The organism is Paenibacillus cucumis (ex Kampfer et al. 2016) (genome assembly GCF_019748695.1).
Classification (GTDB): Bacteria; Bacillota; Bacilli; order Paenibacillales; family Paenibacillaceae; genus Paenibacillus; species Paenibacillus polysaccharolyticus.
The window spans coordinates 355,978-372,243 of record NZ_JACLIC010000007.1 but is presented as its reverse complement, the minus strand read 5'-3'; the positions used below and the strand labels follow the sequence as shown (position 1 = coordinate 372,243).

Sequence of the window (16,266 nt, the reverse complement as noted above, 5' to 3'; positions counted from 1 at the left end):
GAGGGAAAGCAGGAAAGCTGTCGAATACTACATATTTATAGGGGAGAGATTGAAAAATCTAACAAGAAAATTACTGGCAGGTGATTGGGATGGTACAAAAGAAGGATAAAGACAGTGGGGAACACAGCACACAACCCGAGCAGGCTAAGCCTGATAAGACACAGAATGTAAAGAAAGTTAAACCGGTCAATATTAAAAAAGAAGGGATACATAAAAAGCCTTTCAAATTTGATCGAAGTAAGATCCGGTTTGATTGGATCAAAGTGGATTGGTTGAAGAAACAACTGAAGAATCGTGATTGGAAAGGGCTTGGAGGCAATTCATTCAAACAGATTAGAAAAGTGAATCCGGTCAAATCTGTAGGGGTTAAACTATTTTTAATCTTTTTTGCAGCCATTATGATTGTTGTTATTAGTTTGGGTCTATTATCCTATTCCAAGGCTAAAAATACGATCGAGGCTAATGCATCCAGAGCAAATCAGGAGACGATTGATCAAACCAAGCAGAAGCTGGATATCATTTTGGAGCGTTTTGTGGATACATCTACACAGATCTTCTTTGATCCAGAGATGCAGTCTTTGCTTCAGAAAATGTCGGACCCAAATCTGACGGCATATGATACGTTCGTCAATTCGAGTTCAATTAATAAACAGTTATCGAATGTAGCTTTTACAAACAAATCCATGGAAGCGATTTATTTGGTACCGACAGATGAATCTAAATCGGTTATGGGGACAGGGAACAGCAGTTCAACGATGGGAGGCGTGCGTCAGGAATCATGGTATGCGGACCTCATAGCACAGGGTGGATACCGCTGGCTCCCGACACAAGAGAAGACCGATGGCACAACACAGACTTTCCGAATTGCACGTTCGATGAAGAATCTGCAAGGTACAACACAGTCTTATGTACTGATTATTGAGTTGAAACTGGAAGTGCTGGAGGAGCAACTGAAATCACTGGATCTGGGTGCAGGATCGGTCATTCAATTGATTGCTCCGGATAACAAAGTCGTTGCTTCGTCTATGGCGGGGCGTGCAGGAAAAGAAACGGAACTAGCCTTTGTGAAAGATTTGAAAGAGCCCGCAGGAAGCACAAATACCGAATATGATATCGATGGCAAATCGACGAATATGCTGGCTGTATACAGTACGCTGGATTCATCTGCGTGGAAGATGGTCGGTATGGTTCCCACTTCAATGCTGGTTAAGGATGCCAAAGGCATCTTGACAATGACCTTGTGGATGGCACTTGCATTTGCAGCTCTGGCAGTGGTCATCGGTGTCTGGATGGTCCGTATGATTGCTCGTCCGCTCAGCGGATTGAAAGATCTGATGCAAGAGGGTGCAAAAGGAAATCTGAAAGTGCGCACTCCGTATAGTTCCCAAGATGAGATTGGACAGCTCTCCGCTGCATTTAATACGATGATGGAACAAATTACGAAGCTGGTCGAGCAGACCAATCGTTCCGCACAGGAAGTATTGGATACAGCTACAGAACTGAGCAATGCTTCAAAGAAAACAGCTGTATCTGCTTCTGAAATTGCTGTAGCTACTGAAGAAATTGCTGGTGGTGCAGGTAGTCTGGCAACGGAAGCGGAACGAGGCAATGAGTTGACAGATAATATCTCTCGTCAGATGGAAAGTGTGATTGCAGCCAATGAAGAGATGGGCAGTTCTGCCCGTCATGTGGAGAAATCCAGTCAAACAGGAACACAGCATCTGAATCAGTTGATGACCAAAACGCAGAAGACCGAAGAAATGATTGGAGCGTTGGTTAACAAAGTTGATTCGTTAAAAGAGAGCACATCTTCTGTATTAAAGGTGCTCGATGTTATGCAAAATATTACGAAGCAGACCAACATTTTGTCTCTGAATGCAACGATTGAAGCAGCGCGGGCTGGTGCTGCTGGCCGTGGTTTTATGGTCGTAGCGGATGAAGTGCGTCAACTCGCTGCACAGTCCAGACAGTCCATTGATATGGTTGGGGAGATTACCGACAAAATCATGTCAGAGATGAACGAAACGGTAAAAGCTCTGTCCGATGCATATCCTTTGTTTAAGGAACAGATGGATGCTGTAAAAGATACGAATGTGATCTTTGCTTCTGTACAGGAGCAGATGGGGGCTTTCGTGCAACGTCTGGGTATGGTTACAGGCTCCATTGGAGAGTTGAGCAAATCTCAAGCAACGTTGTCTGAAGCGATGAGCAATGTCAGCGCTGTTGCTGAAGAGTCCTCGGCAACTTCAGAGGAAGTAGCTTCCTTGAGCAGTGAACAGCAGAACATCAGTAATCAACTCGTCAGCCTCTCTGGCAAGCTGGAGAATGTATCAACTGAACTGAAAGAAACACTCTCACGTTTTACGGTGTAATCAGCAGACACAACAAGTTACAAATCACAAAAGAAACCTGCCTTTTCGAGGCAGGTTTCTTTTGTTTTCCGGATGATTCCAGACAGGACAGCGCATAATACACGAAAAAGGTGAGGGTGGAACAGGTGTGCAGTTGCAACTGGTGTGGAAACGTCGTATAGCCATAATAAGCGCCGGACTTACTATTCTCTTCGCAGTGTTGGTGCTGAGACTTGGATGGATTCAAATGGTTCAAGTGAACCGAATCATGCCAGGGTTTCAGCGAACCGTGCGGGAGATGTCGGTGCTACAACGTGAACAGGGTGTGATGCTGGATTCTGGCCGTGGGCAGTTTACGGATGTCCACGGGCGTCCATTAACAGGGAAGCTGCAATGGGGGCTTGTGCTTTATCCATCCAGTGGGGAAGGTAAGCATGATCCTAAGCTCAAACAACTTGCCTCTTTCCTTCATACAGATGTGAATCAGCTAAATAGGGAATGGCATAAAGAGAGAACGCCACATCTTTGGACTGGAGGCGGAGGCGGCTCAGAGCCTATTTTATTAACGGATGCTCAAGTTGTAAATGTACGGGACCTGCACCTCAAAGGGGCTGATGTGTATCCTGTTATGACGAGGTATTTCCCGAAGGCCAGTGGAAGCCAGTGGCTGGGTTATTTAAACGAACAGCCCAAAGATCATGGGAGATTTCACAGACATCAAGATGAAGTAAAACAGCCTTTTGCCATGAAATCTGGAGCAGCTGGACTGGAAAGGACGCTGGAACCGTTGCTAAGAGGTGTGGGACCTACGTTAATAACTCGTATGGTAACAGGGAGTGGGCAGGTCATTCCTGAGATGGGACCGCGCGTGATCGCACCTACGAATTCGCACTATCCATTAGTGGTGGAGACCACTGTTGATGCACGTATACAGCAAGGCATCGAAGAATTAACAGAAGCCTCCGGGTTACAGGAAGGCGCCATAGTGGTTCTTGATACTGCAAATGCAGATGTACGCGCAATGGTATCACGTCCCTTTTATCAACCGCAGCATGTCAATCCACAGCACTCCTCCTGGGGGAATCGAGCGATACAAGCGGCTGTACCAGGCTCTATTTTCAAAATCGTAACGGCTGCAGCAGCTCTGGAAAATCAGGTTGTTTCTCGTGGTGAGAAGTTCCACTGCGAAGGAGCTTATGGAAAATATGGACTAGCCTGTTGGAAAGAGCATGGACATGGTGAGTTGAATTTGGAAAAGGGATTCGCGGAGTCATGTAACATTGTGTTCGCTGAGACTGCACGTAGACTGCACATGGAGCAATTGGAACAAACCGCTGATCGTCTGGGGCTTGCACGTTCTGTCGGCTGGCAGGCACAACATATCGCGGGGATGCCGGTATTAAAACATTTTGATCATGAAGAACCGGGGCGTATTCGGACAGAAGCCGTGAAGTCTGCAGACGAAGGAGCCAAAATTCAGACAGCCATTGGACAGCGGGATGTTCTGGTGACTCCGCTACAAGCAGCAAACCTGATCGTGACATTGTTGCATGATGGAAAGGTAAATGCCCCCCGGCTTGTGCAACGAATCCGTTACGCGGATGGAGGTACGATGCTGGACATGCCTTTACATGCATCTCCTTCAGCAGAAGGACAGGTTTCTCCGACCACAGCTCATCTGCTGTTAAGCTGGATGAATACCGTAGTACGAGAGGGAACAGGAAAATCCCTGCAACACGCGAGATGGCATGTTGCAGGGAAGTCAGGGACAGCTCAGGTACAACAAAATGGGAAAGCCAAAAACAATCAATGGTTTATAGGATATGGGCCCGTAGAGAAGCCGAGATACGCGGTTGCTGTGTTGGTACAGAATGTCTCTCCAGTAGCTTCCCATCAGGCTACAGCTCTGTTTCGCAAAGTTATGGACTATCTGGCAGAGTGCTCGTGATTGGTTCACAGGAAAAGATCACGAGCATGTTATCTACTGATGTTCTGTTCTCTCTGAAATATCAGGGGCAGGAGAATCAACTACTAATGGTGACGATTCGAATTCGTCAGTGGGCAGATGAATCCATTTTTGCAGATAACCTTGCTGTAGTAGTTCTTTTAACAAGATCAGAAGCACAGGAGATAACACGACACCTGCGAGTCCGAAGACCGACAGGGAAATTAACATAAACGAAAGCATCAAATAAGCAGAGGAAACACCGATGGAATTCCCTGAAATTTTCGGTTCAAGCAGTTGTCTCGTCAGCATGGTCACAGCCAAAACCACAATCAAGCCAATGGCAAGCGTACTATTGCCCACTATAAACAAATAAACAATCCACGGAATAAATATCACTGGAACACCAAGCAGTGGCACCAGATCAAAGATGGCACAGACTGCTGCGATTGTAAAGGCATTGGAGGTTCCCAGAATCAGCAACCCCGCATATATCAATACAAAAGTAATAAGCATCATGATCAATTGTGCCTTCATATAGGAACGGATCGTTTTGAACACGTGAGTGCGCATAAATTCATTCGCTGTTTTTAATGTTTTGGGCGTTTTGGCACGAGCAAACTTACGCCAGGATTCAATCTCGATACTGAGGAAAAATGCGAGAATGATCGCGATCCCAAAGTTTGTAATGAAGGTAGAGAATGAGCTGAGAAAGCCGATGATGAACTGTGCTCCACTAGTGACCCACCGGGATAGTATCCCGGACAGTGTAGCGAAATATTCGTTTAATTTATCCAATATTCCGTCAGGAAGGGCATTGGACTTGTCCTGAATGAGCAAGACCAGATTCGTGAACTCACGTTGGATCATCTCAACATACACCGGGAAATTGAGCTGAAGATCGGAAATTTGTGAAATGATAAAAAAGCCTAGACCGAAAAAGGCAGCTACAATGAGCCCGAGAAACAATAACACTGATATGGCAGTTCCGGCTGTTTTGGGCAATCCTTTTCGGTGGAGGAATTTGGCTAATGGCTCAATCATCCAAAAGACAATAAATGAAAGAAAAACGGGTGCAGCGATATGATACAATTTACTAAAAGCAAACATGATCACATACACGGTTAACACGAGCAGAGCGATATCAAACACGGTGCGCCCGTACTTTTTATAAAGCGGCAACATGGGCATAGACTCCTTTACAGGCAGAAATTAGATTGTATTCATTGTACATGATAGTGGGGATTTGAGGAAACAGCATTTAATAAAAGAACTAACTATGATAAAATTAAAGGTGGTTTATTTTAGAAAGTGCCGTATGGCCGTAAATTAGCAGGAGAAGTGGGGAATCGACATCATGACAACGATGCTTCAGAGTATTTTACTGTGGTTATTGTATCTGTCCTCTTTTTATGCTTTTATTCCAAGTTTGATCAGCAGACTCTTCGGATTTCGTGTGTTCAGAAGGGGGAAAAGTGAGACACACTATGCCCTGACATTTGACGATGGGCCTGACCCTTTGTATACACCCCGGTTGCTTGAACTGTTACGCAAGTACAATGTAAAGGCAACTTTTTTTGTCGTGGGAGAACATGCGGCAAGTCATCCGGAGTTAATCAGACGTATGCATGAGGAAGGACACTTAATCGGAATTCATAATTATATTCACAAAACAAACTGGCTGATGCGTCCACGAACGGTTCGGGATCAGATCGATCGAACAGGTCAGATTATTCAAGAGATTACGGGTGAGAAAACCTGTTATTATCGTCCGCCATGGGGCATTATGAACCTGTTTGATTTTTTTAGTAAAAAAGATCGCAAGATCATTTTGTGGTCCGCCATGTTTGAGGACTGGAAATGTAGCGTAGGTACGGAGCAATTGAAAAAACGTATGCTGAACAAATTAAAGGGCGGGGAGGTTATGTTGCTCCATGATCGCGGCACAACCTTAGGAGCAGATGCACACGCGCCAGAGCAGATGCTTGAGGCGCTGGAGGCCTTATTGCAGGAGGCCGAGAGACGTGGTTTGGAAAGTGTTCGTGTGGACACGTTGATGAATGGTAGCTCAATAACCGAATTGTCGTCAGTGGTTGCACGGCAAGAAGTGGAACCCCGCTTGAAGCTGAAGCTGTGGAAACGTACCGTGGTTGCTTTGTGGTTAGGATGGGAAAAGCTGTTTCATTGGGCATACCATCTGCGAGCCGCGTCATCTAAAGATCCGATGCTCCATTTTCGTTCCCGTGTGTACCACGGTGCACGAGTTGAGATGGAACATGGTTATGTGATGCAGAATGGAGATCCGATTATAGAGCTACATTTTGACAATCAAACTTTATTCGAACTTGGTGTTACATCCCGTTCAACAATGCATCTAGCGATTCGTATGATCCGTACGATGGAACAACAACTGCCAGAACTGGCACAGATTGTTGCAGCCGATCCTGAATTACGTTCGGCAAAGGCACTTTATGGCGTGAGCATGATTAACCGTGGTCCTGAGAAATTTGGATTCACTGTGCAAGAGCTGGCACCAGGCCCGTTCAGCTTGGCCTCCAAGTTATATCTGAGGATGTTGCTTAGCGTTATTCATCCGGCAGGGCAAAAGCGCTTGAAACAGCGGACAGATCAATTGGTGCCTAAAATGATTGTGATGCCTGTTGAAGAACTGTTGAAACGTTATGGACAGCAACATCATACGGTCGCTTCAGGTGTAACTGAACAAGCAGAAGACGATTCCTTTGTTATAGAAAATGAGGTTTTAACGGAACAGAATTGATTTAATGGATGAGAACTGAATCTGCTGGTGATGTTTGTTGTAAACGGCTCTTTCTCAAATTTAATTATTCATTTGTTGAAAATAGAACTTTTTCTGAGGATATCGTTTGTACGTACTTCCAATCAAAAAAAAGGATGGGCTATGCCAGTGTGGCAGAGCTCATCCTTTTTGGTTTTATAAACTTGGTTCAGTACGTATGACTTCATCAAGCAAACTAGATTTTCAGTACGCCACCGTTGCTTGCATTGGTTACAAGCTTGGAGTAGCGAGCCAGCAAGCCGGTTTTGACTTTTGGTTCAAAACCTTTCCAGTTCGCACGACGAGCCTCGAATTCCTCATCGCTAATTTGCAACTCAATCGTCCGGTTGTTCAGGTCGAGTTCGATGATATCTCCTTCTTCAACAAAGGCAATTGGGCCGCCTTCCGCTGCTTCTGGAGAGATATGGCCGATACTGATTCCGCGGGATGCGCCGGAGAATCGTCCATCCGTGATCAGACCGACTTTGGCACCTAGTCCCATACCTACGATCTGGGAAGTTGGCGCAAGCATTTCAGGCATACCTGGTCCGCCTTTTGGTCCTTCATAACGAATAACCACGACATGTCCTTCTTTAACTTTCCCGTTAGCGATTCCTTCAAGTGCTTCTTCCTGAGAGTCGAAACAGATCGCAGGGCCTTTGTGGTATCCACCAACCGAAGCATCAACCGCACCAACTTTGATGATTGCACCCTGTGGTGCAAGGTTTCCGAACAATACAGCCAGTCCGCCTTTTTCGGAGTGCGGGTTATCAAGCTTGTGGATTACGTTTGTATCTTTGATTTCCTGGCCTTCCACGTTTTCACGGATGGTTTTACCTGTAACCGTAATACAGTCCGCGTGGATTGCGCCCGGTTTCTTGAGCAATTCATTCAGAACCGCACTTACGCCGCCTGCATTGTGAACATCTTCGATATGCAGGTCAGAAGCTGGTGCAAGTTTCGCCAGATGCGGAACGCGGTTAGCAACTTCATTAATACGTTCGATCGGATATTCAATGCCAGCTTCGTGAGCCAGAGCCAGTGTATGCAGTACAGTATTGGTAGAACCGCCCATCGCCATATCCAGAGCAAACGCATTGTCGATGGCTTCTACAGTTACGATATCGCGTGGTTTCAGATCCAGTTTGATCAGTTCCATCAACTGTTTCGCCGATTGTTTAACAAACTCACGACGTTCTGGAGCAACAGCCAGAATGGTTCCGTTACCCGGCATAGCCAGTCCCATCGCTTCTGCAAGACAGTTCATGGAGTTCGCGGTGAACATACCGGAGCATGATCCGCAAGTTGGACAACCGAACTGCTCAAGCTCAAGCAAGCTCTTGTCGTCGATTTTACCCGCCTGGAAAGCACCTACGCCTTCGAATACGGAAGTGAGGGAAAGAGCTTTACCGTTGCTGTCACGGCCTGCTTTCATCGGTCCACCGCTTACGAATACGGTAGGGATGTTGCAGCGGAGTGCGCCCATCATCATACCTGGTGTAATTTTGTCACAGTTCGGGATACAAACCATGCCGTCGAACCAGTGAGCAGATACAACCGTTTCTACGGAATCCGCAATGATGTCACGGCTTGGCAAGGAGTAACGCATACCGATGTGTCCCATCGCAATCCCGTCATCAACCCCGATGGTGTTGAATTCGAACGGAACGCCGCCGGCTTCACGAATGGCATCTTTAACAATTTTACCAAACTCCTGCAAGTGAACATGACCAGGTACGATATCGATGTACGAGTTACATACCGCGATAAACGGCTTGCCGAAATCCTCTTCTTTTACGCCCGCTGCACGGAGCAAACTCCGGTGTGGTGCGCGGTCAAACCCCTTTTTGATCATATCGGAACGCATTTTATTGGCTGACATGGTGTATTCCCCCCAAATATATAATATTGAGCAACATGAATGGAAAAATAAATGGCAGTACATCTGTCGTTTAATTTCATCCGTACTCTAAAAATTAAACCCGTGGGCTGGTGTCTGGCTCCCCGTAGTTTGTGAATTTCTTTGCTGCTTTAAACCCGTGAACACCCGGTTTTTCTATAGAGTCTATCACAACCATCGTCATATTTCTACAATCAATAGACATATAGAAAAGAAGCCACATTCCATTAACATGGAGTTTGGCTTCTGAATTAAGTTAAAGCGAGGTTCGCTTTGAATGGTATACTTCTTTTATAAGCTCAGTTAACTACTTCCGCCTTTGCGACCGATTTCGCGATAAAATTCCTTGCTATGGTTTTCGGAAGTAGCTTCGCCGCCCTTACGTCCGATTTCCTTGTAGAAATCTGCATCATGAGCGTCGGAAGTAGCTTCGCCACCTTTTTTACCAATCGTCTGGTAGAAGCTCCGGTCATGGTTTCTTGAAGTAGCTTTCCCGCCTAACCGTCCGGCTTCTTCTCTGCTCATCTTGCGTTCAGATGTCTGCCCTTGTGCCATTACAAATCACTCCTTACCATGATAAGTTGTTTTTTGCATCGTGTATGCTGAATTACCACAGTTTTTCCAGCATGAAACAACTTAAATGGAAACGGTTGGATAATAGGAGTGAGTTAAATCTCAAGCAGAACGTTTGAAAACACCATGTCGATGAATTGAAATCCGGGAGATGTCCGGCTCAATGAGTACTTTAAAGGTATGCCGTACAAGCGGGTGAGCCAGAGTAACCGAGAAGAGCACAGCAATACCAAGGATAACCGGGATGAAGAGTGCGCTACCCATATAACTGTAGATCCCTGACCAGATCGCAAGCCGTACAAGAAATCCGTGTAAAAGGAAGACGTACAATGTACGACGCCCCAGGTCTGTCAGTTTGGAGGTCAAGTTCGGAACCCAGGCAAGGAAAAGCGTAGCGGAGATGATCTCCAGCAGATACACGCCAAGCCGGAAAATCCCGGCATACCACTCCTGATGCCCCAATTCAGCATAAGTCTTGCTTCCAAACAGCCATCCTTGCGGAATGTTTAAATCGCCATATGCAATATAGACCAGCAGAGCAACAGATAGGATTCCGGCTACTCTACGGCCCCAGCCTGGGAGCAGGCGCGCACGGATGGCTGCACCATAGTCATATCCAATTACGAAGAATGGAAGAAATACAAAGGTGCGGCTGCAACTGAGCCAAAAACCGTCGACAGGCAAGTAACCGGCAATGACTCCCAGTGCGATTGAAGCAATCAACCGATATACAGGTTTCCAAGAGATGGTGAGACGGACAAGTAACCTCCAGCAGAAATGGCTGGCAAGGAACCATAGCAACAGGTACGGTGCAAAGAAGGATAAGCGCATATGTGGTGTATGAAACACGGTCGCATCCATCAATGCATATAACGTTTGGAACAGAAGATATTGTAGTGCAATCTGTTTCAGCACGTTGCGCCCCGAGGCACCCTGGATAGAAGGTTTGGCAAAATATCCGGTCACCCAAACGAACAGTGGCATATGAAACGTATAAATCCACAGAAACAATGCCTCTGCTCCGGCAAAGCGAGTAATGAGTGGTTCCAGTGCATTTCCCGCAAGTACGCACACAATTAACATAAAGCGAAGATTGTAAAAGAAAGATTCCTGATCATGTTGAATCAGTATCTGTTTTCTCATGATGTAGCCCCCTCGAAAACTTCATTAAAAGTTTATCTGCATTCGTTATATACATCTGTACTAAGGTTAATATGGATTCACTTTAATGATTGTGATTTAATTCACATTAGTAAACGTTATCTTTTCTCAAAGATGTGACAACAAAAAGAATGCTTCGGGATTGACAACGGTTGCATACGGGATGACAATGGTAGAAGAAGATGAGGTAGTCAATATTAAGGAGGAAGGCAATATGTCAACGAGTCCCTTTCAAAGCCCTGATATTATTACATTCGGGGAGAGCATGGGGTTGCTGACGGCCAGAGATACGAGAGGGCTTGAATATGCAGCTACACTGGACAAGACGTTCGGAGGTGCCGAAAGCAATCTGGCCATTGGCGTAGCACGCCTTGGACATACCAGCGGCTGGTTTGGACGGCTTGGCAACGATCCGATCGGTAACATGATTCTAAAAGCTATTCGCGGCGAAGGTGTAGATGTATCCCGGGCCAAATTAAGTGATCATGAACCTACAGGTCTGATGATTCGTGAGAACGCTTCCGGGAAAGCCTCGGTGCATTATTATAGGAAGTTATCCGCGGCGAGTGCGATGACACCGGATGATCTTGATCCGGAATATATTGCCGGGGCCAAGATTTTGCATGTCACAGGTATTACTGCAGCCATCAGCGATTCAGGACTTTCCACGGTTGAAGCCGCCATACATATTGCCAAGCAGGCGGGGGTGAAAGTGAGCTTCGATCCAAATCTGCGCCTCAAGCTATGGTCAGCAGAGAAGGCTCGCCCTGTGTTGCTGCGTTTGGCAGAACAGGCTGACTACTTTTTACCAGGTTTGGATGAGATGAAACTGTTATATAACGAAGAAAGCGATGAGAAGGTGCTTGAACGCTTAGCTGCCATGGATGCCGTGTGCATTGTTAAGGGTGGGCCTGATTTGACCTACGTACTTGCGGATGGTACCCTAACGGAAGTTCCGTACTTTAAAGCAGATCAGGTTCTTGATACTGTCGGAGCTGGAGACGGATTCTGTGCAGGTTTTTTAGCTGGTCTGTTAAAGGGATACACTCCGCAGGAAGCGACCCGACTTGGTAATTTGAACGGATCAATGGTTATTCAGGCCGTCGGGGATTGGGAAGCACTCCCGACATGGGCACAGGTCGAGGCCAAGTTGAATAATGTTGCTCACGTCGAGCGTTAAGTCGCGTTAAAATCAGGATGACTCATCTTCGTTCTTTAAAAATGTAAAGTTTGTATATACAACCACCACATGAACAAGGGAGAGAATGAAATGAAGAAGCTTCAACTGTTGCAAAAGATGACGGACAATGGTGTGGTGGCGGTTCTGCGCGCAGATTCAGCTGACCAGGTCATTGCTATGGCCGAGCAGGCAATCGCGGGTGGGATCAAGGTTATCGAAATTACGATGACCGTTCCGGGTGCGCTCAAAGCGATCGAAAAATTAAGCCGTGTGTATCATTGGAATACGCAAGATCCGGAGAAATTCGCGATTATTGGCGCAGGAACTGTGCTTGAGGCGCAAACGGCGAGAGCTGCGATTATGTCAGGTGCCGAGTTTGTCGTAGGACCATCTCTTAACCCTGAGACCGTTCAGATGTGTAATTTGTATCGTGTGCCGATCTTGCCGGGTGTCATGACCATTGCTGACGTGCAGCGTGCACTGGAGCTTGGCGTGGATATTATCAAGCTGTTCCCTGGCAACCTGTATGATCCATCCATTATCAAAACGATGAAAGGCCCTATGCCACAGGCGAACTTCATGCCAACAGGCGGTGTATCTTTGTCCAATCTTGGTGAGTGGATCAAAGGTGGAGCAGTAGCTGTCGGGATCGGCTCTGACCTGACGTCGGAAGCTGTAAAGACGGGAGATTTGAGTCATGTCCGCCGCAAAGCGGAACAATATATGGAAGCTTATCGCAAAGCCAAGGCTGAATAATGTTTCAAGATGGAAGGGAGCCTGCGACAAGCGGGCTCCCGCTTCCATAAGCCGCGGTAATTTGCGGAAGTGTAGAAAGGTGAATGATGTTGAGAAATCGTTATAATACGGGGCGCAAGAAGAGGGGCATTGGCAAGTTTCTGCTCGTACTTTTGGCGCTCATTGTTATTGGTTGCGGATATGTTGCATGGAAGTTGCTCACGCCTTACGGCCCACAGGAATCGGCGCAGGCTGCGATGGAAACAGCCGGCGGGGTTACCGTCAGTGAGCAGGAGAATTGGATCGATTTTAAGCCGGATAAACCTAAAGCAAATGGAAAAAGTGTGCTTTTCTATCCTGGCGGATTAGTTAAACCAGAAAGTTATGCTCCTCTTGCTCATGAGCTCGCTGCAGCTGGCCATCATACCATTATTGCTAAGATGCCGGTAAATTTGGCTGTAATCAAACCCGATCTGGCCGATGATATTTTGGCAGCATACCCTGAAGAGCAGTTCGTCATGGGTGGTCACTCGTTAGGTGGCTCCATGGCTGCACGATATGTAGTGGCACATCCAGATGCCCTTCACGGCATTTTTTTCCTGGCGTCCTATCCGGATGAAAAGGGAAGTGTGCAGAAGCTGGATATTCCGGCCTTATCCATTCTCGGCACGAATGATGGAGTTGTGAATATGACCAAGTATCAGGCTGGACGCATGTATTTGCCACCAGATACCGTGTATTACACCGTTGAAGGAGGGAACCACGCTCAGTTTGGTGACTATGGTCATCAGAAGGGTGACGGTGAGCCATCAATTAGTGAAGAGGATCAGTTGAAGCAGACGGTCAAAACGTTGTTATCTTGGTTAGATACCATCAAGTAGTCTAATTTTCAGCGGAGGTGAAGGTGAGTGGCTTTGCTACAGGTGCAGGGAGAGAAGATCCCCTGCAGGGCAATTCTGTTTGACAAAGATGGCACCTTGCTGGATTTTCTTCAATTATGGGGTCCTTGGGCCGAGAGTATGCTCGTGCAAATGCAAGCATGGATGCGAGAACGTGATGCCTCTTTTACCGTGGAACTCGAACATGTGCTGGGTACGGTTCACGATTCGGAAGGTCATCTCAGCGGCTACGATGTGCAAGGGCCGCTTGCCATTGCAACTGTAGATGAATGTAACGGCTGGCTGGCAGGTCAGCTCTATGCTACGGGTACGCCATGGAACGAAGCTATTACAACGATACGCCAGTTTTCAAGTATAGCGATGAAGTCTGTAAGAGAGCGGAAATCCGCTGAACCCATGCCTGGATTACTGGATTTACTACAACGTTGTAAGGAAGCAGGCATTCAGCTTGCAGTGGTGACTTCCGACAGTACATTAGCGGCTGAGACACATCTGGACTGGATGGGCATCCGTTCCTTTTTCAGTTCGATTGTAGGCTGTGACCGGGTAACGCGCGGCAAACCCGATGGTGAATCATTCCTGCTGGCTTGCCGGGAATTAGCGGTTGAGCCTCATGAGGCTGTAGTCATTGGAGACAGCAACGGTGATATGCAAATGGGCCGCCATGCAGGAGCAACATATACTTTGGGGTACTGTCTTCCATCGGACCAGAGTGCGCATTTGCATGATGCGGACGCCGTCATTCGTCATTATGATGAGTTAGGTATTGTGTTATAGATCCTGCGCTATGTTCGTATGTATAAGGAAATCAAAGGAGGAGAGAGGATGAACGCAACAGAGCAACTGGCTGCCTGGATTCAGGAAAGCTCACGCATTGTTTTTTTCGGAGGAGCCGGAACTTCAACGGAAAGCGGGATTCCCGACTTTCGCTCGGCTGCGGGACTGTACCAGACGGAGCAGCACTCCCCTTATCCTCCAGAGGAACTGTTAAGCCGACATTTTTTTGATCAGCACGCTGATATTTTTTATGACTTTTACCGGGGGAAAATGCTTCATCCCGATGCGGAACCGAATGGTTGTCATCGTTTACTTGCCAGGCTGGAGCAGAAAGGTAAACTTCACGCTGTCATTACGCAAAACATCGATGGTTTGCATCAAAAGGCAGGCAGCAGTCATGTGCTGGAGCTTCATGGTTCGGTTCATCGCAATGCTTGCATGGATTGCAAGCAGTTCTATTCGCTGCATGACATTATGCAATCGAAAGAGGTTGTACCTCGTTGCTCGTCATGCGGAGGTGTGGTCAAGCCAGATGTAGTTTTGTACGAAGAAGAACTGGATCAGGCAACGTTGTATCATGCCATCGACGCCCTGTCTTCAGCAGATTTATTGCTTGTAGGTGGGACTTCGTTGACGGTATATCCAGCAGCGCAATTAATTACGTATTTTCAGGGAAAACACACCGTTCTGCTCAATGCCACACCAACCGCTTACGATCATCGGGCAGACTTGTTGATTACAGAGCCGATTGGCGAGGTAATGAAGGGTGTAGAACAGCTTATTGGTTGATACAAAGTTGTGAACCAGCTTTTATTAAACGCATTGAACGGAATTATGGCATCCTCTGGCTAAGGCTTGGATACAGGATGCGCGAACCTGTGGAAAGAAGGGATTCATGATGGTCTATGTAGCTGCTGAAACACGCTATGAAACGATGAAATATAACCGCGTGGGACGTTCCGGCCTCAAGCTGCCAGCGATTTCACTTGGACTTTGGCATAATTTTGGTGGAATTAACAGTGTAGAGAATGGACGCAACATGATTACACGTGCATTTGATCTCGGCATTACACATTTTGATTTGGCTAACAATTATGGCCCACCTGCAGGTTCAGCAGAGCAACTGTTTGGGCAGGTGCTGGCTCAGGATCTGAAACCATACCGGGATGAACTGATTATCTCCACCAAAGCCGGATATTATATGTGGCCAGGACCTTATGGTGAGTGGGGTTCTCGCAAATACTTGATATCCAGTCTGAATCAGAGCCTTACACGAATGGGACTGGATTATGTGGATATATTTTATTCACACCGTTATGATCCAGATACGCCGCTGGAAGAAACAATGATGGCACTTGATCATATGGTTCGTTCCGGCAAGGCACTTTATGTTGGTATCTCCAATTATCCTGCAGAGCAAACGAGACAGGCGGCAGAGATCTTGAAAAGCTTAGGTACGCCATTGCTGATTCATCAACCAAGGTATTCCATGCTGGATCGCTGGATTGAAGATGGACTTCAGGATGTGCTGGACGAATACGGAGCAGGCAGTATTGCGTTCTGTCCATTGGAGCAAGGTGTACTTACGAACAAATATTTGAATGGCATTCCAGAAGATTCCCGTGCCAAAGGCCCTTCTGTATTTCTCAATGAAAATAATATCTCTCCCGAGACACTTCGTAAGGTACGTGCTCTGAATCAGATTGCGGCATCCCGTGGTCAGAGTCTTGCCCAGTTTGCACTGGCATGGGTACTGCGCAATGGAAGAGTCACGTCTGCGCTAATTGGCGCAAGCCGTCCGTCTCAGATTGAAGAGAACGTAGCTGCGCTTAGTCAGCTGGAGTTTTCCACGGAGGAACTGGAGCGGATTGAATCCATTTTGCGACCAGAGTCTACGAATAAAAACAAAGATTAGAACCTGTCCCATATTAGGGTAATGTTCAGAAAT

The 16,266-nt window shown here is 46.8% G+C and carries 12 protein-coding genes and 1 pseudogene; 9 read left to right on the top strand and 4 right to left on the bottom strand.

Annotation, left to right across the window (positions count from 1 at the left end; all coding sequences use genetic code 11):
- Window positions 1–89 precede the first annotated feature (89 nt).
- Together H7T88_RS04830 and H7T88_RS04825 are read left to right on the top strand one after the other, a co-directional pair.
- A complete protein-coding gene (locus H7T88_RS04830) occupies window positions 90–2,372 on the top strand; it encodes a methyl-accepting chemotaxis protein (protein ID WP_221787457.1) in 2,283 nt (760 codons plus the stop codon).
- A gap of 127 nt (window positions 2,373–2,499) precedes the next feature.
- The gene (locus tag H7T88_RS04825; RefSeq protein WP_312027579.1) at window positions 2,500–4,299 is read left to right on the top strand and encodes a peptidoglycan D,D-transpeptidase FtsI family protein; all 1,800 of its coding nucleotides are present in this window, start codon (window positions 2,500–2,502) and stop codon (window positions 4,297–4,299) included.
- Window positions 4,300–4,332: 33 nt separating this feature from the next.
- On the opposite strand, the gene H7T88_RS04820 is transcribed toward H7T88_RS04825, so the two are convergent.
- The gene (locus tag H7T88_RS04820) at window positions 4,333–5,481 is read right to left on the bottom strand and encodes an AI-2E family transporter (protein WP_221787347.1); all 1,149 of its coding nucleotides are present in this window, start codon (window positions 5,479–5,481) and stop codon (window positions 4,333–4,335) included.
- Window positions 5,482–5,653: 172 nt separating this feature from the next.
- Between H7T88_RS04820 and H7T88_RS04815 the strand changes: the two genes are divergently transcribed.
- Window positions 5,654–7,075, top strand: a complete 1,422-nt coding sequence (locus H7T88_RS04815) for a polysaccharide deacetylase family protein (RefSeq protein ID WP_221787346.1) — start codon at window positions 5,654–5,656, stop codon at window positions 7,073–7,075.
- A 214-nt stretch (window positions 7,076–7,289) separates the two neighbouring features.
- Here the strand turns inward: H7T88_RS04815 and ilvD are convergent, their stop codons facing one another.
- The 3 genes and pseudogenes from ilvD to H7T88_RS04800 all read right to left on the bottom strand — a co-directional run bounded on the left by ilvD (window position 7,290) and on the right by H7T88_RS04800 (window position 10,709).
- The gene (ilvD, locus tag H7T88_RS04810; RefSeq protein ID WP_090915516.1) at window positions 7,290–8,975 is read right to left on the bottom strand and encodes a dihydroxy-acid dehydratase; all 1,686 of its coding nucleotides are present in this window, start codon (window positions 8,973–8,975) and stop codon (window positions 7,290–7,292) included.
- A gap of 324 nt (window positions 8,976–9,299) precedes the next feature.
- Window positions 9,300–9,548, bottom strand: a pseudogene (locus H7T88_RS04805) (KGG domain-containing protein); the annotation flags it as partial.
- A gap of 120 nt (window positions 9,549–9,668) precedes the next feature.
- On the bottom strand, window positions 9,669–10,709 hold the full coding sequence (locus H7T88_RS04800; RefSeq protein WP_221787343.1) for an acyltransferase family protein: 1,041 nt from the start codon (window positions 10,707–10,709) through the stop codon (window positions 9,669–9,671).
- A gap of 232 nt (window positions 10,710–10,941) precedes the next feature.
- Here H7T88_RS04800 and H7T88_RS04795 point away from each other — a divergent pair, with 232 nt between their 5' ends.
- The 6 genes from H7T88_RS04795 (at window position 10,942) to mgrA (ending at window position 16,233) form a co-directional block, all read left to right on the top strand.
- Window positions 10,942–11,907: a sugar kinase gene (locus tag H7T88_RS04795; RefSeq protein WP_154887546.1), complete on the top strand. Its 966-nt coding sequence runs from the start codon at window positions 10,942–10,944 to the stop codon at window positions 11,905–11,907.
- A 90-nt stretch (window positions 11,908–11,997) separates the two neighbouring features.
- Window positions 11,998–12,663, top strand: coding sequence for a bifunctional 2-keto-4-hydroxyglutarate aldolase/2-keto-3-deoxy-6-phosphogluconate aldolase (locus H7T88_RS04790; RefSeq protein ID WP_090915508.1), 666 nt, complete (start codon window positions 11,998–12,000; stop codon window positions 12,661–12,663).
- Window positions 12,664–12,746: 83 nt separating this feature from the next.
- Entirely contained in the window at window positions 12,747–13,523 is a 777-nt protein-coding gene (locus H7T88_RS04785) for an alpha/beta fold hydrolase (RefSeq protein ID WP_221787340.1), read from the top strand.
- A 27-nt stretch (window positions 13,524–13,550) separates the two neighbouring features.
- Window positions 13,551–14,318, top strand: coding sequence for an HAD family hydrolase (locus tag H7T88_RS04780; protein WP_154887548.1), 768 nt, complete (start codon window positions 13,551–13,553; stop codon window positions 14,316–14,318).
- A 48-nt stretch (window positions 14,319–14,366) separates the two neighbouring features.
- A complete protein-coding gene (locus tag H7T88_RS04775; RefSeq protein ID WP_221787334.1) occupies window positions 14,367–15,107 on the top strand; it encodes an NAD-dependent protein deacylase in 741 nt (246 codons plus the stop codon).
- 109 nt (window positions 15,108–15,216) lie between these two features.
- Window positions 15,217–16,233 (top strand): L-glyceraldehyde 3-phosphate reductase, encoded by a 1,017-nt coding sequence (gene mgrA, locus H7T88_RS04770; protein WP_154888539.1) that lies wholly within the window; start codon window positions 15,217–15,219, stop codon window positions 16,231–16,233.
- Window positions 16,234–16,266: the final 33 nt, after the last annotated feature.